The organism is Mycobacterium decipiens (genome assembly GCF_963853665.1).
Classification (GTDB): domain Bacteria; phylum Actinomycetota; class Actinomycetes; order Mycobacteriales; family Mycobacteriaceae; genus Mycobacterium; species Mycobacterium decipiens.
The window spans coordinates 1,745,063-1,769,955 of sequence record NZ_OY970459.1 but is presented as its reverse complement, the minus strand read 5'-3'; the positions used below and the strand labels follow the sequence as shown (position 1 = coordinate 1,769,955).

Annotated in this window: 20 protein-coding genes and 1 pseudogene; 6 read left to right on the top strand and 15 right to left on the bottom strand. The window is 66.9% G+C overall.

Annotation, left to right across the window (positions count from 1 at the left end; all coding sequences use genetic code 11):
• Positions 1 to 3: 3 nt before the first annotated feature.
• The 6 genes from AADZ55_RS08115 to rimP form a co-directional block, all read right to left on the bottom strand.
• Entirely contained in the window at positions 4 to 1,002 is a 999-nt protein-coding gene (locus tag AADZ55_RS08115; protein ID WP_085323880.1) for a DHH family phosphoesterase, read from the bottom strand.
• Entirely contained in the window at positions 977 to 1,465 is a 489-nt protein-coding gene (gene rbfA / locus AADZ55_RS08110) for a 30S ribosome-binding factor RbfA (RefSeq protein WP_085323881.1), read from the bottom strand. The genes AADZ55_RS08115 and rbfA overlap by 26 nt, the downstream gene beginning before the upstream one ends.
• A 12-nt stretch (positions 1,466 to 1,477) precedes the next feature.
• A complete protein-coding gene (infB, locus tag AADZ55_RS08105; RefSeq protein WP_085323882.1) occupies positions 1,478 to 4,264 on the bottom strand; it encodes a translation initiation factor IF-2 in 2,787 nt (928 codons plus the stop codon).
• A gap of 63 nt (positions 4,265 to 4,327) precedes the next feature.
• Positions 4,328 to 4,708 (bottom strand): YlxR family protein, encoded by a 381-nt coding sequence (locus AADZ55_RS08100; protein WP_207569033.1) that lies wholly within the window; start codon positions 4,706 to 4,708, stop codon positions 4,328 to 4,330.
• Positions 4,709 to 4,969: 261 nt separating this feature from the next.
• Complete coding sequence (nusA, locus tag AADZ55_RS08095; RefSeq protein WP_085323884.1) at positions 4,970 to 6,007, bottom strand: transcription termination factor NusA; 1,038 nt, start codon at positions 6,005 to 6,007, stop codon at positions 4,970 to 4,972.
• Entirely contained in the window at positions 6,004 to 6,555 is a 552-nt protein-coding gene (gene rimP, locus AADZ55_RS08090; protein WP_085323983.1) for a ribosome maturation factor RimP, read from the bottom strand. The genes nusA and rimP overlap by 4 nt, the downstream gene beginning before the upstream one ends.
• 225 nt (positions 6,556 to 6,780) lie before the next feature.
• On the opposite strand from rimP, the gene AADZ55_RS08085 reads away from it, so the two are divergent.
• On the top strand, positions 6,781 to 7,326 hold the full coding sequence (locus tag AADZ55_RS08085) for a hypothetical protein (protein ID WP_085323885.1): 546 nt from the start codon (positions 6,781 to 6,783) through the stop codon (positions 7,324 to 7,326).
• Entirely contained in the window at positions 7,323 to 7,811 is a 489-nt protein-coding gene (locus tag AADZ55_RS08080) for a ferritin-like domain-containing protein (RefSeq protein ID WP_085323886.1), read from the top strand. Before AADZ55_RS08085 ends, AADZ55_RS08080 begins: the two co-directional genes overlap by 4 nt.
• Before the next feature lie 12 nt (positions 7,812 to 7,823).
• On the opposite strand, the gene AADZ55_RS08075 is transcribed toward AADZ55_RS08080, so the two are convergent.
• From AADZ55_RS08075 to mqo, 9 genes and pseudogenes are all read right to left on the bottom strand, one after another.
• Positions 7,824 to 9,572 (bottom strand): proline--tRNA ligase, encoded by a 1,749-nt coding sequence (locus tag AADZ55_RS08075; RefSeq protein WP_085323887.1) that lies wholly within the window; start codon positions 9,570 to 9,572, stop codon positions 7,824 to 7,826.
• A gap of 149 nt (positions 9,573 to 9,721) precedes the next feature.
• On the bottom strand, positions 9,722 to 11,314 hold the full coding sequence (gene efpA / locus AADZ55_RS08070) for a multidrug efflux MFS transporter EfpA (RefSeq protein ID WP_085323888.1): 1,593 nt from the start codon (positions 11,312 to 11,314) through the stop codon (positions 9,722 to 9,724).
• A gap of 22 nt (positions 11,315 to 11,336) precedes the next feature.
• Positions 11,337 to 12,544 (bottom strand): annotated as a pseudogene (gene cobA, locus AADZ55_RS08065) (uroporphyrinogen-III C-methyltransferase).
• 9 nt (positions 12,545 to 12,553) lie between these two features.
• Positions 12,554 to 13,615, bottom strand: coding sequence for a PPE family protein (locus AADZ55_RS08060; protein ID WP_278248569.1), 1,062 nt, complete (start codon positions 13,613 to 13,615; stop codon positions 12,554 to 12,556).
• 300 nt (positions 13,616 to 13,915) lie between these two features.
• Complete coding sequence (locus AADZ55_RS08055; protein ID WP_242670013.1) at positions 13,916 to 15,319, bottom strand: cobyrinate a,c-diamide synthase; 1,404 nt, start codon at positions 15,317 to 15,319, stop codon at positions 13,916 to 13,918.
• A gap of 94 nt (positions 15,320 to 15,413) precedes the next feature.
• The gene (cobO, locus tag AADZ55_RS08050; RefSeq protein WP_085323890.1) at positions 15,414 to 16,028 is read right to left on the bottom strand and encodes a cob(I)yrinic acid a,c-diamide adenosyltransferase; all 615 of its coding nucleotides are present in this window, start codon (positions 16,026 to 16,028) and stop codon (positions 15,414 to 15,416) included.
• A gap of 31 nt (positions 16,029 to 16,059) precedes the next feature.
• On the bottom strand, positions 16,060 to 17,898 hold the full coding sequence (locus tag AADZ55_RS08045; RefSeq protein ID WP_085323891.1) for a magnesium chelatase subunit D family protein: 1,839 nt from the start codon (positions 17,896 to 17,898) through the stop codon (positions 16,060 to 16,062).
• The gene (locus AADZ55_RS08040) at positions 17,895 to 18,365 is read right to left on the bottom strand and encodes a GNAT family N-acetyltransferase (RefSeq protein ID WP_085323892.1); all 471 of its coding nucleotides are present in this window, start codon (positions 18,363 to 18,365) and stop codon (positions 17,895 to 17,897) included. Before AADZ55_RS08040 ends, AADZ55_RS08045 begins: the two co-directional genes overlap by 4 nt.
• Positions 18,362 to 19,852, bottom strand: a complete 1,491-nt coding sequence (gene mqo / locus AADZ55_RS08035; RefSeq protein ID WP_085323893.1) for a malate dehydrogenase (quinone) — start codon at positions 19,850 to 19,852, stop codon at positions 18,362 to 18,364. Before mqo ends, AADZ55_RS08040 begins: the two co-directional genes overlap by 4 nt.
• Before the next feature lie 304 nt (positions 19,853 to 20,156).
• Between mqo and AADZ55_RS08030 the strand changes: the two genes are divergently transcribed.
• The 4 genes from AADZ55_RS08030 to AADZ55_RS08015 all read left to right on the top strand — a co-directional run bounded on the left by AADZ55_RS08030 (position 20,157) and on the right by AADZ55_RS08015 (position 24,885).
• On the top strand, positions 20,157 to 21,173 hold the full coding sequence (locus AADZ55_RS08030; RefSeq protein ID WP_085323894.1) for an alpha/beta hydrolase: 1,017 nt from the start codon (positions 20,157 to 20,159) through the stop codon (positions 21,171 to 21,173).
• A gap of 13 nt (positions 21,174 to 21,186) precedes the next feature.
• Entirely contained in the window at positions 21,187 to 22,566 is a 1,380-nt protein-coding gene (gene mtr, locus AADZ55_RS08025) for a mycothione reductase (protein ID WP_085323895.1), read from the top strand.
• Positions 22,567 to 22,628: 62 nt separating this feature from the next.
• On the top strand, positions 22,629 to 23,726 hold the full coding sequence (locus AADZ55_RS08020; protein WP_085323896.1) for a HoxN/HupN/NixA family nickel/cobalt transporter: 1,098 nt from the start codon (positions 22,629 to 22,631) through the stop codon (positions 23,724 to 23,726).
• 31 nt (positions 23,727 to 23,757) lie between these two features.
• Positions 23,758 to 24,885 carry an alkaline phosphatase family protein gene (locus AADZ55_RS08015; RefSeq protein ID WP_085323897.1) on the top strand — a complete coding sequence of 376 codons (1,128 nt, stop codon included), beginning with the start codon at positions 23,758 to 23,760 and terminating at the stop codon, positions 24,883 to 24,885.
• Positions 24,886 to 24,893: the final 8 nt, after the last annotated feature.

The window sequence follows — 24,893 nt, the reverse complement described above, 5'->3', positions numbered from 1 at the left end:
CGGTTAGCCAAGCGCTGCACACAACGACGCCACGGCATCGTCGATCGAGCCAGTGGTGGTGTATCCCGCGGCCAGCCGGTGACCACCGCCGCCGAACCGGGCGGCGACCGCCGTCAAATCCATGTCCGCCTTGGCCCGCATCGACACCGACCACCGATGCGGATCGACCTCCTTGAACACCGCCGCGACCACGGCTTGTTGGGTGGTGCGGACGATGTCGACGATGCTTTCAACTTCCTCGGGGCGCGAATCGATCCAGTCCCGGTTGTCGACGACCGCATAGACTAGCCCGCGTCCACCGACCGCGTCGGGGACCAGTTGCGCCGTGCCCAGCACCCGCGACAGCATCGGCAACCACCCGAACGGATGGCTGTCCATCAGGGACCGGCTGATCGCCGAGTTGTCCACGCCGATGTCGACCAGCCGGGCCGCCAGCCGAAGGGCGCGCGCGCTTGCCCAGCGGAACGACCCGGTGTCGGTGGTCAGCCCGGCGTAGATGCAGTGCGCGACGTCGGTGTCGATCGGTTTCCCCCACGCGTCGAGAAGTTCGGCGACCATCATCGTGGTGGAGTCCGCGGACGGGTCGACAAAGTTCGCGGTGCCGAACATGTCGTTCGAGGCGTGATGGTCGATAACCAACAGCTCCTGGCCCGGACCGGCCAGATCACTCAGATCGCCAAGCCGATTGACACTCGGAACGTCAACAGTCACAACCAAATCGACATCGCGGCGCATCGCATCCGGGTCGACCAGCAAGTAGCAGCCGGGCAGCGACGCCAGCGACTCGGGCAGTGTCTCCGGTGCCGCGAAACTCACCTCGACCTGCCTGCCGGACTTGTCCAACACCAAGGCCAGCGCCAGGCCGGCGCCGATGGTGTCGGCGTCGGGATGGACGTGGCAGATCACCCCGACCGTCGCCGCGCCCGAAAGCAGCTCGACCGCGCCGACGGCGTCGACGCGGGACCCCACGACCACCTCAGTCTTCGGATCGGTCGTCGTCACCGGTTTCCTCACGGTCAGCTGACGTTCCTTCTGATGCCCCCGCCCGGTAAGGATCGGCCTCCCCTGCCGGCTTTGCCCCCACCCGAACCCGTGCCAGATCCTCATCGGCGGCGCGAGCGCGAGCCAACAACTCCTCCATGCGATGAACGGTGTCGAACGTGGTGTCCCTGGCGAACGTCAAGGTGGGAGTGAAACGAACACCGGTGCCCGCCCCGACCTTGGTGCGCAGCACACCCTTGGCCCGTTCCAGCGCCGCGGCCGCGCCGGCGTAATCCGGCTCGTCGTCCAGCGTGCGTCCCATCACCGTGTAGTAGACCGTTGCATCATGCAGGTCGGCGGTCACCTTCGCGTCAGTGATGGTCACTCCGGCCAACCCCGGATCCTTGATCTCGTACTCGATCGCCGAAGCCACGATCGTGCAGATGCGCTTGGCCAGCCGACGTGCTCGGGCGGGGTCAGCCATGCCCGAGGCTCATCAGGAGCGCTCTTTCTGGACCAGCTCGTAGGACTCGATGACGTCGCCCTCCTTGATGTCGGAGTAACCCAGTGTCAGACCGCATTCGAAGCCCTCGCGGACCTCGGTCACGTCGTCCTTTTCGCGCCGTAGCGAGACCACCGACAGGTTCTCGGAGACGACGATGTTGTCGCGCAACAGCCGAGCCTTTGCGTTGCGGCGCACCACACCCGAGGTGATCAGGCAGCCGGCGATGAGACCGACCTTCGAGGACCGGAACAACGCGCGGATCTCGGCACGACCCAGCTGGACCTCCTCGTAGATCGGCTTGAGCAGCCCGCGCAACGCCTTCTCGATCTCGTCGATCGCCTGGTAGATAACCGAGTAGTAGCGGATGTCCACGCCTTCCCGGCTGGCCAGCTCGGTCGCCTTGCCTTCCGCGCGCACATTGAAGCCGATGATCACCGCATCCGACGCCGACGCCAGGTTGACGTTGGTTTCGGTAATGCCACCGACACCGCGGTCGATGACGCGCAGCACCACCTCGTCGTCGACCTGGATACCCATCAGGGCCTCTTCCAGCGCCTCGACGGTACCGGCGTTGTCGCCCTTGAGGATCAGGTTCAGCTGGCTGGTTTCTTTCAGTGCCGAATCCAGGTCCTCCAGGCTGATCCGCTTGCGAGAGCGCGCCGCCAGGGCGTTGCGCTTGCGGGCACTGCGCCGGTCGGCGATTTGCCGGGCGATGCGGTCCTCGTCGACCACCAGGAAGTTGTCACCGGCGCCGGGCACCGACGTGAAGCCGATGACCTGAACGGGACGCGACGGCAGTGCCGCATCGATGTCCTCGCCGTGTTCGTCGACCATCCGGCGAACGCGTCCATAGGCATCGCCGGCAACCACCGAGTCGCCGACGCGCAGCGTGCCGCGCTGGATCAACACGGTGGCTACTGGTCCGCGGCCGCGGTCCAGGTGCGCCTCGATGGCCACACCCTGGGCTTCCATGTCGGGGTTGGCCCGCAGGTCCAGCGCCGCGTCGGCGGTCAGCACAACCGCCTCCAGCAGCGCCTCGATGTTGGTCCCCTGCTTGGCCGAGATATCGACGAACATCGCGTCGCCGCCGAATTCTTCGGCCACCAAACCGTATTCGGTGAGCTGGCCGCGAATCTTCGCCGGGTCGGCACCCTCCTTGTCGATCTTGTTGACCGCCACCACAATCGGTACGTCAGCGGCCTGCGCGTGGTTGATGGCCTCCACTGTCTGGGGCATCACCCCGTCATCGGCCGCGACCACCAGGATGGCGATGTCGGTGGCCTTGGCACCGCGGGCACGCATGGCGGTGAACGCCTCGTGACCGGGGGTGTCGATGAAGGTGATCAGCCGCTCGTCGCCCTCGAGGTCAACCCCCACCTGATAGGCACCGATGTGCTGGGTGATGCCGCCGGCTTCTTCCTCGCGGACGTTGGCCTTACGGATCGTGTCCAGCAGTCGGGTCTTGCCGTGGTCGACGTGGCCCATCACGGTAACCACCGGCGGACGCGTCTGCAGGTCTTCCTCGTCGCCGTGGTCCTCGCCGTAGGTCAGGTCGAACGACTCCAGCAACTCGCGGTCTTCGTCCTCGGGGCTGACGACCTGAACGTTGTAGTTCATCTCGCTACCCAGCAGTTCCAGCGTCTCGTCGCCGACCGACTGGGTAGCCGTCACCATCTCGCCGAGATTGAACAGCGCCTGCACCAACGCCGCCGGGTTTGCATCGATCTTGTCCGCGAAGTCCGACAGGGACGCACCGCGGGCCAGCCGGATCGTCTCGCCGTTACCGTGCGGCAACCGCACGCCGCCGACGACCGGAGCCTGCATCGAGTCGTACTCCTGGCGCTTCTGCCGCTTGGATTTGCGACCGCGCCGGGGCGCACCGCCAGGACGGCCGAACGCGCCGGCGGCACCGCCACGCTGCCCGGGACGGCCACCGCCGCCACCACCGCCACCGGGACGGCCCCGGAATCCGGTTCCGGGTGCGGCACCCACGCCTCCACCTCGGTAGTTACCGCCACCCGCGTCGGAGCGGCCGGCACCGGGCCCCCCGGACCGGCCGCCGGGCCGCGGAGCGCCAGTACGTGGCGGGCGCGGCCCGCCAGCAGCTCCACCGGGACGCGGTGGCATGCTGCCGGGCGAGGCACCCGGCCGTGGCCCCCCGGGCCGGGCCGCTCCGGGGCGCGCAGCCGGCGGACGCGGAATGGGCCGGTCGGCGGGTTGCGCCGACGAGAATGGGTTGTTGCCGACGCGCGGGGTACGAATCCCGGGCTTCGGCGCGGGGCCCGGACGCGCCCCGGCAGCCATGCCGGGATGGGGGGCCTGCGGGCTGGGCGGCTGTCCCGGCGTCGGCCCCGGAGGACTGGGCGGCGGCGCGGCCGGAGGTTCGGGCGCCGCGGGGGCAATCGGGGCGGCGGTTGCAGTCGCGCCGGATTCGACGGCCTTAGTGGGCGTGCCGGTCGCTTTGCCGTTGCCTGCGGCCCTGTCGATCGCGGCGTCGAGGGCCTGGTCAAGGGACTTGTCGGGGCCCCTACCGACGGTGCTGCCGGGCGCCTTCGCGGGGGCCTTCGCAGGGCCGGTTTCGAGGCCCTTCTCCGGGCCTTTCCCGGGGGCCGGCTTGCCGCCGCCAAACGATTCGCGCAGCCGGCGCGCCACGGGTGCCTCCACCGTCGAGGACGCCGATTTGACGAATTCGCCCTGTTCACTTAGCCGGGCGAGCACTTCCTTGCTGGTAACACCGAGTTCCTTAGCCAACTCGTGTACGCGGGCCTTACCTGCCACTACATCTCCTGTCCATGAGGCGACAGTCGTGGGCCGCGCCTCGGGTTTAGCTATGACGCATTGTCATCGGGACTTCACGGTGTGCTCATGTTCGTTGCTACCTGTTCTGTTGCCCGCTGGGTCGAGCGCATCCAAAGAACCGATGTGCTCGACCACCGCGGATGTGTCCGGTGAACCGGCGATGCGCAGCGCTCTGGTGAAAGCCCGCCGCCGAATCGCTTGTTGCGCGCACTGCCGCAGGGGATGCAGCCATGCACCCCGCCCCGGCAGGCTGGTCGCTGTATCAACGATAACGGCGTAGCTGCCGTTCCCGGTCGTCACAGCCACCACTCGAAGCAGTCCGGCGGCCAGCTCTCGCTTCCGACACCCGACACACGTCCGCACCGGTCCACGGGGATTATCCGGGCGTCGATGCACCGAGGCCGAAGGCTCGCGCTGGATCACGGCTAAGTCTAGCGTCACCCCACAAATGGTCAGAACCGCCCGGCGGTTCCTCAGACGACTCCCCCCGTCCGCATCGTCGCCGGGCTAGAGCCCAACCGCCCAGCTCCTCCTCAGACGACTCCGCCGTCCGCATCGTCGCCGGGCTAGAGCCCAACCGCCCAGCTCCTCCTCAGACGACTCCGCCGTCCGCATCGTCGCCGGGCTAGAGCCCAACCGCCCAGCTCCTCCTCAGACGACTCCGCCGTCCGCATCGTCGCCGGGCTAGCGGTCGCGTGCCATCCCGCGGCTGGCACCCTGTTCGGGCTGCCCCGACTGCGGCGAATCGCCGCGGATGTCGATCCGCCACCCGGTGAGCCGGGCCGCGAGCCGCGCATTCTGCCCCTCTTTGCCGATGGCCAGCGACAACTGGAAGTCGGGCACCACCACGCGGGCGGCCCGGGCGGTCTGGTCGATTACCGATACCGACACCACCTTGGCGGGCGACAACGCGTTGGCGACGAAGCGGGCCGGATCGTCGTCGTAGTCGATGATGTCGATCTTCTCCCCGGAAAGTTCGCTCATCACGTTGCGCACCCGCTGCCCCATCGGGCCGATGCAAGCCCCCTTTGCGTTGAGGCCCGGCACGCGGGACACCACCGCGATCTTGGAACGATGGCCGGCTTCGCGGGCCACCGCCACGATCTCCACCGATCCGTCGGCGATCTCGGGGACTTCCAGCGAGAACAGCTTGCGCACCAGATTGGGGTGCGTGCGCGACAGCGTGATCAGCGGCTCTCGGGAACCTCGGGTCACACCGACGACGTAGCAGCGCAGCCGGTTGCCATGTTCGTAGCTCTCGCCGGGGACCTGTTCAGCGGCCGGGATCACGCCCTCGGACGCCTTGGTCTCGCTACCCATCCGGACGACGACCAGACCGCGGGCGTTGGCCCGGCTGTCGCGCTGGATCACTCCCGCGACGATCTCACCCTCACGGGTGGAGAACTCGCCGTAGGTCCGCTCGTTCTCGGCGTCGCGGAATCGCTGCAGCATCACCTGACGTGCCGTGGTGGCGGCGATGCGGCCGAAGCCCTCAGGCGTGTCGTCCCACTCGCTGATGAGATTGCCGTCTTCATCGGTTTCGCGGGCGATCACCCGAACGACACCGCTTTTGCGGTCGATCTCGATCCGAGCGTCGGTTTGGTGACCTTGGGTATGCCGGTAGGCGGTGAGCAGCGCGGACTTGATCGTTTCGAGCAGCTCATTGACCGAGATGCCCCGGTCTACCTCGATTGCATGCAGCGCAGCCATGTCGATGTTCATGCTCCGGCCTCCGTCCCGCGGGCCAGCCCCATCTCGGAAGACTGGGTCAGTTCTAACTCCGCCGGGGCTGGCGGCGAAAACTCAACCTGGACAATAGCTTTCACGATTTCAGGAAGCGGGATTTCGCGGACAACCCAGTCCCGCTCTTGCCGGACCACCAACGCCACCGTGTCACCGCCCGTCGCGCCGACCCGGCCGGTCAGTTGCGATCCGTCCGACAACGTCAGTTCCACCTTGCGACCACGGGCGCGGCGGAAGTGCTTTTCGCTGGTCAGCGGACGTTCTACGCCAGGAGAACTGACCTCGAGTAGGTAGCGGCCCCGAATGCCGTTCGCGCTGTCCAAGCCGTCCAGCAAAGCCGATGCCAGGCGGGACAATGTGGCTATCGTGTCCAGGTCGAGGGGGGTGTCACCGTCGGCAATCACCGCAATCCGCGGCGGGCGAGACCGGGTGTCGATGACCACGTCTTCGATCTCGTAGCCGGCGCGCGCGAAATCTGCACCGAGTAGCTCGATCACCTGCGTCTGCGAAGGTAGCCCGGTGGTCACGGCGAGCTCCTCATCTTGAGTTGTCCGGACACTGGCGGATGTCACCACCACGGCGCCCCCCGGCGTCCCACCGGCACGCAGCAGCCAGCGTCCGGAAAGTATCCGGGAGGACCAGCTACCAACGATACGCCAGGAATCACCAATGACGTCGTGATCGTGCCGTCATCGTGTCACCGCGTCGTGCCTACCTTCGTAGCGGTGTCTTTCTGATGGCAGGATATTGCTGTGCCTAGAGCAGTACCCGTCACCAACTGGCTCACGAACCGACGACGTGTGCTTGCCAGTGGCGCCGTTCTCGCTGCCCTGGGAGTGGTCGGGTCCGCCTGCGGCGAGTCCGCACCCAAGACACCCGCGGTGGAAGAGCTAATTACGCCGTTGGACCAGGCACGGCACGACGGTGCGCTGGCCGCTGCCGCCGCCGGAGCCATCGGGATCCCGCCACAGGTCGCCGCCGCGCTGACCGTGGTCGCCACCCAGCGCACCGCTCATGCGCGCGCGCTGGCAACCGAGATCGCCCGGGCCGCCGGCAAGCTGGCGTCCGCGACGAGCGAAACGAGCAGCTCCAGCCCCAGCCCAACCGACCCAGCCTCGCCGCCACCACCACCGCCGCCGGTATCCGACGTGATCGATTCGCTGCGCACATCAGCCGAGGAAGCCAGTCGCCTGGTGACCAAGTCATCGGGCTACCGGGCAGGGTTGCTCGCCTCGATAGCCGCGTCCTGCACCGCGTCCTACACGGTCGCGCTGGTGCCTGGAGGCCCGTCGATATGACCACCTCCGAGCCCACCCCGGTTGCCACACCGAAGCGGTCCCCCACCGCCACCAGTGCCGACACCGAGGCGCTGTGCGATGCCCTTGCCGTCGAACACGCGACCATTTACGGCTACGGCATCGTGTCCGCGCTGTCGCCCCTAAGCGTCAACTCCTTGGTGGTGGAAGCCTTGAACCAACACCGCCACCGTCGGGACGACGTGATCGCGATGCTCGCCGCCCGCGGGGTCACCGCCCCGGTCGCCGCCGCCGGGTACCAGTTGCCCATGCAGGTCGGCAGCGCGGCCGATGCGGCACGGCTGGCAGTGCGGATGGAGAACGACGGGGCAACAGCCTGGCGGGCGGTCGTCGAGCACGCCGGGACTGCCGACGACCGGGCGTTCGCCTCGACGGCTCTGACCGAGAGCGCGGTGCTGGCCACCCGCTGGAACCGGGTGCTGGGCGCCTGGCCCATCACCGCGGCGTTCCCCGGCGGCAACGAATAGCTACCCGATGCCTCACCCGGAAATAGCCGCTGCGAGATCGGTGGCCAGCGAGGCGCCGGCGACCAGCTGACGTGTCTGACCGCTGAAGCGGTCGCGCAGCTCGACCACGCCGTCTGCCCAGCCGCGCCCCACCACGACGATCCAGGGCATACCCAACAGCTCGGCGTCTTTGAACTTGACGCCGGGCGATGCCGGTCGGTCGTCCAGCAGCACCGCAACACCCAGCCGATCCAAATCGCCGGCCAGCGCGGTGGCCCCGGCTCGAGCCTCGACGTCCTTGTTGGCGATCACCAGGTGGACATCGAACGGCGCGACCGCCGACGGCCAGCGCAAACCCAGCTCGTCGTGCTGCTGCTCGGCAACGACCGCGACCAGGCGGGAAACCCCGATGCCGTAGGAGCCCATGGTCAGCCGCACCGGCTTGCCGTCCTCGCCGAGCACGTCGGCGGTGAAAGCATCGGTGTATTTGCGACCGAGCTGGAAGATGTGCCCGATCTCGATGCCGCGCGCCAGGACCAGCGGACCGGCGCCGTCCGGAGACGGGTCGCCCGCCCGCACCTCGGCGGCCTCGATGGTGCCGTCGGCGGTGAAGTCGCGGCCGGCCACCAATCCGACGACATGCCGGCCGGGCTCGTCCGCCCCAGTGATCCAGCTGGTGCCGTCGACTATGCGCGGGTCGACGAGATAGCGAACGTCGTTGTCCCGCAATGCTTTCGGTCCAATATAGCCTTTGACCAGGAACGGATACTTGGCGAAGTCGTCGTCGTCGAGCAATACGTAGTCGGCAGGTTCGAGCGCAGCGCAAAGCCTCTTGTCGTCGACCTCACGATCGCCGGGCACGCCGATGGCCAGCAGCTCCCAGTCCCCGCCCGGCTGGCGAACCTTGACCAGGACGTTCTTCAGGGTGTCCGCGGCTGTGACGGTGCGGCCCAGATCAGCCTCGTTTGCCCAGGCCACCAGGCTGGTGATGGTTGGGGTGTCGCCGGTGTCGTGGACCACCGGTTCGGGCAGCCCGTTGATGGGCAGTGTCTCCGGGCGCGCGGTGATAACCGCTTCGACGTTGGCCGCATAACCCGACTCCAGACACCGCACGAAGGTGTCCTCGCCGATCGAACTCTCAGCCAGGAACTCTTCTGAGGCGCTACCGCCCATCGCGCCCGAGACCGCGGACACGATGACGTAGCGCACCTCAAGCCGATCGAATATGCGCTGGTAGGCCTCCCGGTGCGCGTGGTAGGCCGCCTTGAGTCCAGCGCTGTCGATGTCGAAGGAGTAGGAGTCCTTCATGACGAACTCCCTGGCGCGCAGGATGCCGGCCCGCGGCCGCGCCTCGTCCCGGTATTTGGTCTGGATTTGATACAGCGTGAGCGGAAAGTCCTTGTAGGAGCTGTACTCACCCTTCACCGTCAGAGTGAACAGCTCTTCGTGGGTGGGGCCCAACAGGTAGTCGTTGCCGCGGCGGTCCTTGAGCCGAAACACCCCTTCGCCGTATTCGGTCCACCGGTTGGTTGTGTCGTACGGCGCTCGCGGCAGTAAGGCCGGGAAAAGGATCTCCTGTCCGCCGATCGCGTTCATCTCTTCGCGGACGACACGTTCGATGTTGCGCAGTACCCGCAGCCCCAGCGGCAACCAGCTGTACAGCCCGGGCGCGACGGGCCGAATGTAGCCGGCTCGGATCAGCAGCTTGTGGCTGGCCACTTCGGCGTCGGCGGGATCATCGCGCAAGGTGCGCAGGAACAGCTCGGACATCCGGGTGATCACAGCGGGCAAGCCTAGCCGTGGCCGCGGGCGCGGCTGTTTAGTGTCCCTGCTGGGCGCCGCGGGTCGCGACGAGCGTCACACTGGTGCCACGCCCGCGCCCGACCGCCACTCTGACGTGACGCTAGACGGGAATGGAGCAGAATCGCGGACTACAGCTCTCCGGCGTCGATGGCTTCCTTGACTTCCTGCGCGTGGGCGACCTGTTCCGGGGTGTACCCGATGAACAACGCCGCACAGCCGACGATGACGGCCGCGCCGGCCACCCACAGCAGGCCATAGGTATAGCCGTGGTCGAGCGCGGTCAGCTGGGCGTCGTTCATGAACTTCACCGGGCCGGTGCTACCGCCCAGGTACAACGTCCGCGAGGTGATCACGGCCTGGATGACGGCCAGCACCAGCGGCCCGCCCAGGCTCTGCAGCATCAGTGTCATCGCCGATACCGGGCCGATCTGGTCGAAGCCGACGCCGGCGATCGCCGACAGGGTCAGCGGGACGACGGCCATGCCGATGCCGATCCCGCCGACGACGATGGGCATGACCAGGTTCGGGAAGTAGGGCACGCCACGGTGCATGAAGAACGAGCCGTACAGCATGGCGCCGAATAGCAGGTATCCGCCGCCGATCGTCAACACCCGCGGCGAGAACCGCGACACCAGCTGTGAGGAGACACCCAGGCCGATTCCCATCGCGATGACGAACGGGATGAAGCCGACACCCGCGCGCAGCGCGCTGTAGCCCAGGACGTCCTGGACGTACAGGCCGATGCACACCGTCAGGCTGAACATAACGCCACCGGCCAGGAAGATCGCGGCGAAGGTGACCAGCCGGTTGCGGTCGCGGAACAGTTTGAACGGCACGACAGGGTTCTCGGCGGTGCGCTCCACGATGACGAACGCCACGGCGGCCGCCAGGGCCACCAGGCCCGAACCGATGGTGATGCCTGATAGCCAGCCCTTTTCCGGGCCGATCGAGAAGGCGAATACGGCGGCTGTGCAGGCCAGCGTGGCCAGTATGGCTCCGGTAGCGTCGAGCTTCATCCGCTCCCTGTTGGTTTCCCGCAGCGCGGTGCGGGCCAGGTAGATCATCACCAGCCCGATCGGCACGTTCACCATAAACGCCCACCGCCATGACACCTCGGTCAGCGCTCCGCCAACCACCAGGCCCATCACCGACCCGATCGCGGTCATCGCGGCGAACACCGCCGTTGCGGCGTTGCGGGCCGGCCCCTTGGGGAACGTGGTCGCCACCAGCGCCAGACCGGTCGGCGATGCGATCGCCGAGCCCACACCCTGTGACAACCGCGCAACGACCAGCGTCGCCTCATCCCAGGCAACCGCGCATAGCACCGACGAGATCGTGAACAGCGCGACGCCGACGATAAACGTGCGTTTGCGTCCGATGGTGTCGCCGAGGCGGCCACCGAGCAGCATCAACCCGCCGAAGGTCAACACGTAGGCGGTGATCACCCAGCTGCGGCCGGCATCGGACAGGCTCAGCTCGTTCTGAATCTTAGGAAGCGCGACGATGGCGACGGTGCTGTCCATGGTCGCCAGCAGCTGCATTCCACCGATCGCGATGACCGCGGCAATAAAGCGGCGAGACGGTAACCACGTCGGGTAATACCTGTTGGGGCGCTCTGAGGCGGTCTCCTCCGAGCGCGATGAACGCGACGGGGCCGGACGTTCTGGGCGTCCAGCCGTCCAGTTACGGACCGCCCGCTCAGTGTCGTTGAGAGCCGTCATAGCGGGTTACCCTACAGTAATCTTAAGAATTGTTTAAACCCCGAATGCCGCGACGGCGCCGATGACGACGATCGCGGGAGGTCGGATCCCCTCTGCACGGACCTTTTCCGGCGTGTCGGCAAGGGTAGCCCGCAACGTCTGTTGAGCGGCGGTCGTTCCGTGCTGAACCACCAGCACCGGCGTATCCGCAGGTCGGCCGCCCTTGAGTAGGACGTGGACGAAAAGTTCGATGCGTTCGACCGCCATCAGCAAAACAATGGTGCCCGACATTGCGGCCAAAGCGTCCCAATTCACTAACGATTCGGGATGATCGGGCGCGAAATGACCACTGACCACCACAAATTCATGATTTGTGGCCCGGTGAGTCACCGGAACACCCGCCAACGCGGGCACGGCTATGGCACTCGTCACACCCGGCACCACGGTCACCGGAATTCCGGCGTCGGCGCATGCCAGTACTTCTTCATAACCCCGGGCGAACACGAACGGGTCGCCGCCTTTGAGGCGGACCACGAACCTGCCGGCTCTGGCCCGATCGATCATGATCGCGTTGATCGCATCCTGGGCCATGGCGCGGCCGTAAGGGATCTTGGCGGCGTCGATGACTTCGACGTGTGGGGGGAGCTCGGCGAGCAGTTCGGGGGGCGCGAGCCGGTCGGCGACCACGACATCGGCCTGGGCGAGCAGCCGTCGACCGCGGACGGTGATCAGCTCGGGATCGCCGGGGCCGCCGCCGACCAGCGCCACCCCGCCGCGGACAACGTCGGAGCTCTCTGCGGTGATGAGGCCCTGCTGCAGAGCCTCGCGAATCGCGGACCTGATCGCCGCCGACCGGCGGTGCTCACCGCCGGCCAGCACGCCCACCGACAGCCCCGCATAGCTGAATGACGCCGGGGTGACCGCGGTCCCCTCGACCGCAATGTCGGCCCGGACGCAAAAGATCCGGCGGCGATCCGCCTCGGCGACGACCGCCGCGTTCACCTGCGCATCATCGGTTGCCGCGATCGCATACCAGGCTCCGTCGAGGTCGCCGTCGCGGTAGTCACGCGCCGACAAGGTGATCTGATCCATCGCCTCGACGGCGCGGGTGGCCGTCGGGGCGATCACGTGGACGTCGGCACCGCTGGCGATAAGCAGGGGCAGCCGGCGCTGGGCGACCGTGCCCCCGCCAACCACGACGACCTTCTTGCCGGCCAGCCGCAACCCGACCAGATAGGGGTTCTCGGTCACCCAGCAAGCCTAGTGCCACGTCGCCGGCAGCATCGGCAGCGGCGGACCAGCACCGAACTCACCGCCCAACGTGACCAACCCCGAAGCACCAGCAGCGATCGGCGACGAAGCGGTACCAGCAAACCCCACGATCCCAGCACCTTGATCCAATACCTCAGCATATTCGTCCAACTGCGACGCGTAATTGACGCCGGCGGCTAACCCCAGCGCTAGTGGCAGCGGCAACCCAGTAGGCACCCCACTCGTAGCGGCAACCCCGCCAACCGCGTCAGCCGCTACGGTCAAACCCGCAATAATGAAATCAGTCTGCGCCGCTAGTGCTTCGAAACCGCTGACCAGCAAGTAGACTAGCTCCCCACCCGACGATATGAGCGTGTAGACCAACACATTAAGCAGGCCACGCCCGATTAGCATGATTATGTGCACGATTTGCGCGATCAGTCCCCAAATCGTGGTCAGCGCTACTAGGAACAGTTCGCAGCTGCGGCCGATTTCCACAGCGCCGCCATGGACTCCGATGGTTCCTATATCGCCAACCGCACCCATACCAGGCTTAACGATCGCTGGCGGAAATGGGACGGTCGGCATTGCGGCCAACGCCGCAGTGGCGGTCGTCTCGTAGACGCCCATCGTGGTGGCGGCCTGGGCCCACATCCGCGCATAGTCGGCCTCATTCGCCGCAATCGGAATCGTATTGCTCCCAAAAAAGTTCGTCCCGACCAACATCGCGTGTGCGGCGTGATTGGTCGCCAACTCACTCAATGTCGGCATCGTCGCCACCGCACTCACATAGGCCGTCGCCGCGACCTCATGCTGGGCCGCCGCCGCCGCGCTAGCCACGCTGGCTTGAGTCAGCTGCGCTTGATACGGCAGATGCGCCGCGACATAACTTTCAGCGCTGTGACCCTGCCAAGCTTCACCTTGCACCCCAGCCAGCACCGTATTGAGTTCTTCTGCTGCCGAAGCATATTCGGTACTGAGCGAATTCCACGCCGCCGCTGCCGCCACCAGCGAAGCCGGCCCCGACCCGCCGGTCAGTGCCGCTGAAATGAACTTCCGGCGGCGAAGCAAACCAGCCAGGAGCGGTCATCGCAGACTGCCCGACACAATCTGCGCTACCGCACCACTATCACGAACCGCGCAATTGCCAACCGAATCACCATCGCCGACCTCAGATGCGGCCAAGTTCCTTACCCCCCTTAGCGGTTAGTGGCGTGCACAACGTGCTCGCCATCTACTGCGCTTTGCCGACGCCCCTTCCGGCCAATCCCACCCCGCTATCCCCAAAACACTAGACCGCCAAAACTACCGATCCGCTTTCGCGTGCCTGCCTCTCGCCCAACCGAGCTGCTGTGAGGACCAGAGCAGTAATCAATTGCGCTTCACCCCACTTCTTTTGCAGTGCCGTTTCGTTCGACGAGCGGCGGCGTGTGCGACGAAACGCACCACCGCTCCGGGTGTCGCGGCCGGATGGGTGTGCAGATACGACGCGTGCACTCCGGCCCGCACGACGCCATCTCGCACGGCATCCTCGTCCTGGCCTCGGAACACCCACGCCGGGTGATAGCTATCGGTGAATGTGACTGCGGTCCGGTGGAATTCATGTCCAACCACCCGCTGGCCGGCCGAATAGAGCGCCGAATCGGCGACGGCGACGGCGTCGCGATAGCCCAAGGTGAGGCGATCGGTGAACCGTGCCGACCCGGACAGCACTCCGCACATCGGGTGTCCGTCGAGTTCAGAAACCAGAAAGAGCAGGCCCCCACATTCGGCATGCACCGGAGCGCCGGCCGCGGCCAGTTCGTTGATCTGCCGGCGCACGAGATCGTTGGCGGACAGTTCCGCGGTGAACTGCTCGGGGAACCCGCCGGGCAACAGCACCGCCTCGGTAGCTTCCGGTAGTGGGTCGACGAGCGGGTCGAAGTCGACCACATGTGCGCCGGCAGCCCGCAGTAGCTCGGCATGTTCGGTATAGCCGAAGGTGAAGGCCCTGCCCGCGGCCAGAGCCACGGTGGCGTGGGCGGCCGTCCCACCCACGGCCGTGGGCGGATCCCACGGATCGGCGACGGCGCGGCTTCGCGCGTGCGCAAGCACCGCGGCAAGGTCGACGTGGCGGCGGATCACTGCCGTCATCGCCTCGACCGCCAGCCGTGCCCGACGGCCGTACTCGACGGCGGTGACGAGGCCCAGATACCGTGCCGGCAGCTCCAATTCAGCGGTACGCGGTATGGCGCCCAGCACCGGGACACCGGCCTGTTCGCAGGCTTGTCGCAGCACCTGCTCGTGCCTGGCCGACCCGACCCGGTTGAGGATGACGCCGCCGACCCGAGTCGCGGTGTCGAAAGTGGAAAAGCCGTGCAACAGTGCGGCAATGCTGTGGCTCTGGCCGCGGGCGTCGACCACCAGGATCACCGGGGCGCCCAGCAGCGAGGCGACGTGCGCGGTGGACCCTGATGCCGGGGTGGTCGCATCCGGCGCGATGCGCCCGTCGAACAGACCCATCACCCCTTCGATCACCGCGATGTCCGCGCCACGGGCGCCATGCGCGTACAGCGGGCCGATGAGCCGCTCCCCCACCAGTACCGGGTCGAGATTGCGGCCGGGCTTTCCCGCGGCCATCGCGTGGTAACCGGGGTCGATAAAATCCGGACCTATCTTGAATGGCGCGACAGCGTGGCCCGCCTGCCGGAGGGCTCCGATCAAACCCGTCGCGACCGTGGTCTTACCGCTGCCCGACCAGGGGGCGGCGACGACCACCGCCGGTACCCGGGTCACCGGGTGACCCCAAGCCGCGAGCGTCCGCAGAATGCCGCGGCGCACGGCGTGTCCGTGTACGGACACGCGCCCTCGCGGAGTGACGCGGCCACGTTCACCACTCAATGCCCTTCTGTCCCTTGCGCCCCGCATCCATCGGGTGTTTCACCTTGGTCATCTCGGTAACCAGATCGGCGGCCTCGATCAGCCGTGGCGGAGCGTCGCGCCCGGTGATCACCACGTGCTGGTGGCCAGGGCGGGCCAACAAGACATCGACCACATCGTCGACGTCGAGCCAGCCCCACTTCAGTGGGTAGGTGAACTCGTCGAGCAGATAGAAGTCGTGGCGTTGTACCGCCAGCCGGCGCGCGATCTCGGCCCAACCGTCCGCCGCTGCCTCGGCATGGTCGACATCGCTGCCGGACTTGCGTGACCAGGACCAGCCAGCACCCATCTTGTGCCATTCCACCGGCCCACCCACCCCGTGCTGATCATGCAGCCGGCCGAGGTGGTGGAACGCCGCCTCCTCGCCCACCTTCCACTTGGCACTCTTGACAAACTGGAATATCGCGATATCGAGGCCAACATTCCAAGCCCGCAACGCCATTCCGAAGGCCGCCGTCGATTTCCCCTTACCCGCACCGGTGTGTACCGCCAGTACCGGCGTGTTGCGCCGGGCCCTGGTGGTCAGGCCATCGTTGGGCACTGCGAGCGGATTGCCCTGCGGCATCGGCGGTTACCTAACTCCTCCTGTTCGCGGCTCAGGCCACGCTTCGGACGGCCTGCATCAGATGGTCGGCGTGCAACTGCTCCAGCCGAACGGCCGGCGCGCCGAGCTGGCGGGCCAGCTGCCCGGCCAGCCCCAGCCGCACATACGACGTTTCGCAGTCCACAACCACCGCGGCCGTGCCTTCGGCGACCAACCGGGCAGCCGCAGTTCGGCTGCGGCCCAACGGGTCTGGCCCGGCGGTGGCCCGCCCATCGGTCAAAACCACCACCAGTGGGCGTCGGGCCCGGTCACGCACCTTCTCGCGGATGACCAGCTCACGCGCGGCCAGCAGTCCCTCCGCCAGCGGGGTCTTGCCACCGGTGTCGAATCGGGCCAGTCGCCGGCCGGCGATGTGCGCCGACGAAGTCGGCGAGAGCAAAAGGGTCGCCTCATGCTGGCGGAAGGTGATCACCGCGACCTTGTCCCGGCGCTGGTAAGCGTCGCGCAGCAGCGACAGGGTGGCGCCGCTGACCGCGGCCATGCGGTCCCGGGCAGCCATGGAGCCGGAAGCGTCGACGACGAAGATCACCAGATTGCCTTCACGCCCCTCGCGGACGGCCCGGCGCACATCGTCGGGCTGCAGCCGCAGCGCCCCGGCGCCGGATGCGCGCTCGGCGGCCGACAGCAGGGTGGCGAACAGGTGTAATCCGTGCGCGCCGGAGTCGACGTCGTCGCCGCTGGCGGCCGCCACCACGCTGCCGGAAATGTTGCGGGCCCGAGACCGTCGCCCCGGCGCGCCCTCGCCGACCCCAGGGACCCTCAGCGCGCGGGTACGGAAGATCTTCGACGGTGGCGCGCTGGGCTTCGGCGGTTTCGGTGGGCTTGAGTTGGGTTGCGAAGCAGCGTCATTCGCGGCCTGACCGCCGCCCGGCGGGTCGGGATCAGGCTCAGGCTCACCCTGCGGTTCGGTATCGGCCTGCGCGAGCGCCTGGTCCAGCTGGTCGCGGTCAATGCCGTGATCGTCGAACGGGTCCCGGCGGCGACGATGCGGCAGCGCCAGTTCTGCTGCCACCCGGATGTCCTGCTCGGAGACGGTATGCGCGCCGCGCCAGGCGGCGTGGGCGGCGGCGGTTCGGGCCACCACCAGATCGGCCCGCATGCCGTCGACGTCGAACGCCGCGCACAACGCAGCGATGCGCCGTAACTCGTTGTCCGGCAACACCACATCGTCGACTATTGCCCGGGCCGCGGCAATCCGACGGGCCAGTTCGGCCTCGGCGTCGGTGTACTGTGCGGCGAACCCGTCCGGGTCGGCCTCGTAGGCCATCCGCTGGCGGATGACCTGCGCACGTACGTCGATGTCGCGTGACGCGTGCACGTCGACGGTCAGACCGAACCGGTCCAGCAGCTGTGGACGCAGTTCGCCCTCCTCCGGATTCATGGTGCCGATCAGCACGAACCGGGCCTCGTGGGAATGGGAGATGCCGTCGCGTTCGATGTGTACCCGTCCCATGGCGGCGGCGTCGAGCAGAATGTCGACCAGATGATCGTGCAGCAGATTGACCTCGTCGACGTAGAGCACGCCGCCGTGAGCGCGGGCCAGTAATCCCGGTGAAAACGCATGTTCGCCGTCGCGCAGCACCCGCTGCAGATCCAGTGAGCCGACCACCCGGTCTTCGGTGGCGCCCAGCGGCATCTCCACCAGGCCGGTGTCGACGCTCCCGGTCACGGCCGACAGCAGCGCGGCCAGACCGCGCACGGCCGTCGATTTCGCCGTGCCCTTTTCGCCCCGGATCAGCGCCCCACCGATCTGCGGGCGCACGGCGCACAACAGCAGCGCGAGCCGCAGCCGATCATGACCGACGATCGCGCTGAACGGATAGGGCTTCACGGCTGCTTCGCCAGACCCGAGCCGGGCCGCAGCATGGGCACGTGCGGGATACCGTCGTCCAGGAACTCGTCACCATCGCGGACGAAGCCGTGCTGGGCATACATCTCCGCCAGATAGGCCTGCGCATCGATCCGGCACGGGTAGTCGCCCACCTCGGCCAGCGCCGCACGCAGCAGCCGGGTGGTGTGGCCTTGTCCGCGGGCGTCACGTTTGGTGCACAGCCGGCCGATCCGGAACACCTTCTCGCCCCCGGCGTGCTCTTCCATCAAACGCAGCGTGCAGACCACCTCTCCGTCGGGCGTTTCCAGCCAGAAATGCCGGGTCTCGGCGAGCAGGTCGCGCCCGTCCAGCTCCGGGTACGGGCAGGCCTGTTCGACGACGAACACCTCCACCCGCAACTTGAGCAGCTCGTAAAGGGTCCGGGCGTCAAGATCTTTGGCCCAGACGCGGTGCAGGGATTCGGTCATGCGGACGCCTCCAACTGCAGCGCCCTGGTGCCCCAGGACCACACCTCGTCGAACAGCGTTGGCTCGTCGGACAGTTGGGCTCCCAGCGACGGAACCATCTCCTTCAGCGCGGGCAGCCAGGCCGGATACCGGTCGGCGAAGCAACGCTGCAGGATGTCGAGCGCGATCGGCACGGCGGTCGACGCCCCCGGCGAACCCCCTAGCAGGCCGGCGATGGTGCCGTCCGCATCGCCGATCACCGTGGTGCCGAACTCGAGCGCGCCGCCTCCGCGCTTGTCCCGGCGGATCACCTGCACCCGCTGCCCGGCTACCGTCAGCTCCCAGTCCGAATCCACTGCACTGGGAGCGAATTCACGCAGCGCACGGACCCGGTCGGGTTCGGAGAGGCGCAACTGAGCGATCAAGTAGTTGAGCATTTTCCGTTGGGTGACGCCGACACCGAGCATGGGCAGCAGGTTGTCCCCTCTGATCGATCGGGGTAGATCGCTGATCCGCCCGTATTTCAAAAACTTCGGCGACCAGCCGGCATACGGCCCGAACACCAACCACGACTTGCCGTTGACGAACCGCAGATCCAGGTGCAATGCGCCCAGCGGCGGGGCTCCCGGCGCCGGAAAGCCATACACCTTCGCCCGATGCGCGCCGGTGAGCGCCGGGTTGTCGGCGCGCAGGAAGCGGCCGCCAATCGGGAAGCCGGCGAAGCCGTTGACCTCCTTGATTCCAGACTTCTGCAACAGGGGCAAGGCGTCGCCCCCGGCCCCGACAAAGACGAACTTGGCGTTCAGGTTGCGCTTTTCGCCAGTGCGGCGGTTTCGGAGGGTCAACGTCCAGCTGCCGTCGGACTGACGGGACAGGTTGCGAACTTCGTGCCCGAACAACGCGGTGGTGCCGTTGCGCACGCAATAGCCGATGAGTTGTTTGGCCAGGGCACCGAAGTCGACGTCGGTGCCGTCGCGGGCCCAGCCGAGCGCCACCGGCTCGGAGAAGTCACGCTTAGCGGCCATGAACGGCAACCGGCGGGCGAATTCGTCGGGGCCTTCGATCAGCTCGGTGCCGGCGAACAGCGGGTTGCCGGCCAATGCCTGTTGGCGGCGCCGTAGATAGGCGACGCGCTGCGATCCGTGCACGAAACTCACGTGCGGGACGCAATTGACGAAGCTGCGGTCAGTCAGGATGCCGTTCTCGGCGGCGTATGCCCAGAACTGGCGGGTGACCTGGAATTGCTCGTTGATCCGCACCGCTTTGGTGATGTCAATCGAACCGTCCGGCATTTCTGGGGTGTAGTTCATCTCGCACAGGGCGGAATGCCCGGTGCCGGCATTGTTCCAGGGACCGCTGCTTTCGGCGGCGACGGCGTCCAGCCGCTCGATCACAGTGATCGAGCAGTCCGGTTCGAGCCGACGTAGCAGCGCGCCCAGCGTGGCGCTCATGATGCCCGCACCCACCAGCACGACGTCGGTCCGGGCAGTTCTGGCTAGCTCTGACAACGCGTTCCTTCCCTGGGCTGTGCCGGTCCCAGGTTATCCCGACGGGTGCGGGCGGCACCCCGAGCAGGTCCGACCGCCGGGCGGACAACGTTAGCGACGTACGCCGGATGACTCGATGCTTCGCTGAACAGCCACCCACCCGCACTACGGGCACCACTAGCACCCCTGGCACCATCTATATCACCGAAGATGTCGTCGGTGCCGCCAGCACCGCGGGTCTCCGCCAGCCATCGACCGACCCCCACGGTGGGCTGCCGGCTACGGCTGGGGAGGCGATGGCGCGCGCCGCGTTTAAGCTGGCAAGGTGACTGGCTGGGTGCGCGATATCTTGCCCGGCTATTGGCAGTGCACGATTCCGCTCGGGCCCGATCCGGACGGCGAGGGCGGGATCGTCGCAACCCTGATCCGCCGCGGGGACGCTAGCCGGGCCGAGCACGCGGTCCTGGCGGTACACGGCTACACCGACTACTTCTTTCACACCGAGCTGGCCGATCACTTCGCCCAACGCGGCTTCGCCTTCTATGCGGTCGATCTCCACAAGTGCGGCCGGTCCCGGCGGGACGGCCAGACACCCCATTTCGTCACCGACCTTGCCCGCTACGACACCGAACTTGAACACGCCGTGTCCGTCATCACCGAGCCGAACCCCGCAGCGAAGGTCCTGGTATACGGCCACTCCGCCGGTGGGCTCATCGTCTCGCTGTGGCTGGACCGGGTGCGCGAGCGCGGCGCGACCACGCGCGCAGGTATCACCGGCCTGGTGCTCAATAGCCCGTTCCTGGATCTGCAAGGCCCGGCGGTCCTGCGACTGCAGGTGACCGCGGCGCTATTCGCCGCGATGTCGCGCATGCGGCCCAAGTGGGTAGCCCGATCGCCCCGAGAAGGCGGTTACGGCTCCACCCTGCACCGGGAGTACGGCGGAGAGTTCGACTACAACCTGCAATGGAAACCGGTCGGCGGCTTCCCGGTCACCTTCGGCTGGATTCATGCCATGCGTCGCGGCCATGCACGGTTACATCGCGGGCTCGACGTCGGCGTGCCCAACCTGATCCTGTGTTCGGATCACACGGTGCGCAATAGCACCGACCCGGCGACGCTGCACCGCGGTGACGCGGTTCTCGACGTCGCCCATATCACCCGCTGGGCCGGCCGGATCGGCAACCGCACCACCATCATCCCGGTGCCGGACGCCAAACACGATGTGTTCTTGTCACTACCGCAGCCCCGCCAGAACGCCTACCGCCACCTGGACACCTGGCTGGACGACTACCTCGGCACACTGAACGACACCGACGCCTCGGCATCGTCGGGGAAAGGCTGACGGCCCAAACAAAATGGAAACATACGACATCGCGATCATCGGAACCGGTTCGGGCAACAGCATTCTCGATGAGCGCTATGCCGGCAAGCGGGCGGCGATCTGCGAACAGGGTACCTTCGGCGGCACCTGCCTCAATGTCGGGTGTATCCCGACGAAAATGTTCGTCTACGCCGCCGAGGTGGCCACGACTATCCGGGGCGCCTCGCGTTACGGAGTCGACGCGCACATCGACCGGGTGCGGTGGGACGACATCGTCTCGCGGGTCTTCGGGCGCATCGATCCAATCGCACTCAGCGGCGAGGACTATCGGCGCTCTGCACCCAATATCGACGTGTACCGCACGCACACCCGTTTCGGGCCGGTCCAGGCTGATGGGCGCTACCTGCTGCGCACCGATGTCGGTGAAGAGTTCACCGCGGACCAGGTGGTGATAGCGGCCGGATCCCGGCCAGTTGTTCCGCCGGCCATCCTCGCGTCCGGCGTCGACTACCACACCAGCGACACCGTTATGCGGATTGCCGAACTGCCCGAGCACATCGTCATCGTTGGAAGTGGCTTCGTGGCAGCAGAATTCGCACACATTTTCTCCGCCCTGGGTGTGCGGGTCACCCTGGTGATCCGGGGCAGTTGCCTGCTGCGGCATTGTGACGACACCATCTGCGAGCGGTTTACCCGCATCGCATCCACCAAATGGGAACTGCGCACCCATCGCAACGTGGTCGACGGGCAGAACCGCGGGTCCGGCGTCGCGCTGGAGCTCGACGATGGCTCCACGATCAACGCCGACCTGCTGTTGGTAGCGACCGGCCGGCTGTCCAACGCCGACCTGCTGGACGCCGAGCAAGCCGGTGTCGATGTCGAAGACGGCCGAGTGGCGGTTGACGAATACCAACGGACCTCCGCGCGTGGGGTTTTCGCGCTCGGGGACGTGTCGTCGCCGTACCAGCTCAAGCACGTCGCCAATCACGAAGCCCGCGTCGTGCAGCACAATCTGCTCCACGACTGGGATGACACCGAATCGATGGTCGTCACCGACCACCGCTACGTACCCGCTGCGGTATTCACCGATCCCCAGATCGCTGCTGTTGGACTCACCGAAAACCAAGCTGCGGCAAAGGGGCTCGACATTTCGGTCACAATTCAGGACTACGGTGATGTCGCGTACGGTTGGGCGATGGAGGACACCACCGGAATCGTCAAACTGATCGCCGAGCGGGGCACCGGACGACTGCTGGGCGCGCACGTCATGGGGTACCAGGCGTCGTCGATTGTCCAGCCGTTGCTCCAGGCGATGAGCTTCGGGTTGACCGCGCCCGAAATGGCGCGCGGCCAGTACTGGATTCATCCGGCGCTGCCCGAGGTGGTCGAGAACGCGCTACTGGGTCTGCGTTGACTCGGCGTCAACGCACCGTAGGTGGTGCCGAACTTGACCGGCGGTCCGCACGCTGGACCAGCATGCGCCGCGTCCTGTCGCCATCGGAGTGGTGGCGCCTGGGATTGATGCTGGCGATGATCGTCGCTTTGCATCTGATCGGCTGGCTCACCTTGGTGCTCTTGGTGGAACCCGCCCGGCTCAGCCTGGGCGGCAAGGCATTTGGCATCGGCGTCGGGCTGACGGCGTACACCCTGGGCCTGCGGCACGCGTTCGACGCCGACCACATCGCCGCGATCGACAACACCACCCGCAAGCTGATGAACGACGGGCAACGCCCCCTTGCGGTTGGATTCTTCTTTTCGCTGGGCCACTCCACAGTGGTCTTCGGGCTGGCTTTAATGCTGGCGACCGGGCTCAAGGCCATCGTCGGACCGGTCGAGAATGACTCCTCGACGCTGCACCACTACACCGGTCTGATCGGTACCAGCATCTCCGGCGCCTTCCTGTATTTGATCGCGATTCTCAACGTCATCGTCCTGGTCGGCATCCTGCGGGTGTTCTCGCGTATGCGCCACGGCGACTACGACGAGGCCGAACTCGAACGACAGCTGGACAACCGCGGACTGGTCAACCGAATTCTCGGCCGCTTCATGAAGTCGATCACCAAGTCGTGGCACATGTACCCGATCGGGCTGCTGTTCGGCCTCGGATTCGACACCGCCACCGAGATCGCGCTGTTGGTGCTGGCGGGCACCAGCGCGGCCGCCGGGCTGCCCTGGTACGCGATCCTGTGCTTACCGATGCTATTCGCCGCCGGCATGTGCCTGCTGGACACCATCGACGGCTCCTTCATGAACTTTGCCTACGGCTGGGCGTTCGCCAACCCGGTGCGCAAGATCTACTACAACATCACCATCACCGGACTGTCGGTGGCGGTCGCATTGCTAATCGGCAGCGTCGAACTACTCAACCTCTTCGCCGCCCAGTTGGGCTGGCGGGGCCCGTTCTGGGGCTGGTTTGGCGGCCTGGATCTCAACACCGTCGGCTTCATCGTGGTCGCGATGTTCGTGGTCACCTGGGCGATAGCCTTATTGTTCTGGCGCTACGGCCGCGTTGAAGAGAAGTGGTCGGGTGATCGCACACCACAGTTGGAGGAGCCATCTCGCGAAACCGGTTGACACTGAACTGCTGTAGGCCAAGCTGACCGCCATGCCAGGTTCGATCTGCGACGTGCTACCCGCGGCGGCCGCGCTGCTCGGGGTCGCGAGCGCGGGCGACGGTCTAGGGGTGGCGGATTGGGTTGGCCAGGTCGACCAGGTCGATCGCGTCGCGGTCGTGCTCGTCGACGGGATGGGCTGGCACCTGCTACCGGAGTTGGCCGGCGACGCGCCGCTGCTGGCCTCGGTTGCGACCGGTGGCGCCGGGCGGCTGGACCAGCTGGTGTGCACCTTCCCGTCCACCACACCGACCAGTCTGGTGTCCCTGGGCACCGGCGCACCACCCGGCGAGCACGGCATCCTAGGCTTCACGCTCAACATTCCCGGCACCGACCGGGTGCTCAACCACATCCGGTGGCGCGACGATCCACCGCACACCCAATGGCAGCCACTCCCAACCTGGTTCGAGCGGCTGAGCTGGGCCGGAGTGAGCACCCGCGCCGTCCTGCCGGAGTGGTTCATCGGCAGCGGCCTGACCGAAGCGGCGTATCGAGGCGCGCAGTTCGTCCCGACGCGCGGCGGCGAGGACTACGCTCAGCGGATCGTCGAGGAGCTGCGCGCGGCGCCCGGGCTGGTCTACGGCTATGCCGCGGACCTCGACACCGCGGCCCATGTATTCGGCATCGGTTCGGATCAGTGGCACGCCGCGGCGACCGGTGTCGATCTGCTGCTGACCCGGCTGGTCCAGGCGCTGCCCCAGAGCGCGGCGCTGTTGGTCACCGCCGACCACGGCGGCCTGAACGTCCCGGCGAACGCTCGCGTCGATCTCGACACCGACCCGCGGCTGATGGCGGGAGTACGGGTGGTCGCCGGCGAGCCGCGGGTGCGCTACCTACACACCGAGCCGGGCGCCACTGCGGACGTGCTGGCTACCTGGGCTGAGGTGCTCGGCGGCTGGGCGGAGGTCCGCAGCCGCGCAGAGGCCGTGGCCACCGGCATGTTCGGGCCGATGAACCCGCGACACTTGCCGCGGATCGGCGATGTGGTAATCACTTGCACCCACCCGGCGGCGGTGCTGGCGACCGGCCACGAGCCTCCGGAAACGGCGCGTCTCATCGGCTTTCACGGCGGGGCCACCGCAGCCGAAATGGCGATCCCGTTGATCGTCTTTTCGGGCTGATACTCGTT

Coding starts and splice junctions, on each gene's coding strand:
- AADZ55_RS08020 (WP_085323896.1), top strand. CDS start 22,629: ATGCGCCGCGTCCTGTCGCCATCGGAGTGGTGGCGCCTGGGATTGATG.
- AADZ55_RS08040 (WP_085323892.1), bottom strand. CDS start 18,365: ATGACCGAATCCCTGCACCGCGTCTGGGCCAAAGATCTTGACGCCCGG.
- efpA (WP_085323888.1), bottom strand. CDS start 11,314: ATGACGGCTCTCAACGACACTGAGCGGGCGGTCCGTAACTGGACGGCT.
- mtr (WP_085323895.1), top strand. CDS start 21,187: ATGGAAACATACGACATCGCGATCATCGGAACCGGTTCGGGCAACAGC.
- nusA (WP_085323884.1), bottom strand. CDS start 6,007: ATGAACATCGACATGGCTGCGCTGCATGCAATCGAGGTAGACCGGGGC.
- AADZ55_RS08080 (WP_085323886.1), top strand. CDS start 7,323: ATGACCACCTCCGAGCCCACCCCGGTTGCCACACCGAAGCGGTCCCCC.
- cobO (WP_085323890.1), bottom strand. CDS start 16,028: ATGCCGCAGGGCAATCCGCTCGCAGTGCCCAACGATGGCCTGACCACC.
- AADZ55_RS08015 (WP_085323897.1), top strand. CDS start 23,758: ATGCCAGGTTCGATCTGCGACGTGCTACCCGCGGCGGCCGCGCTGCTC.
- rbfA (WP_085323881.1), bottom strand. CDS start 1,465: ATGGCTGACCCCGCCCGAGCACGTCGGCTGGCCAAGCGCATCTGCACG.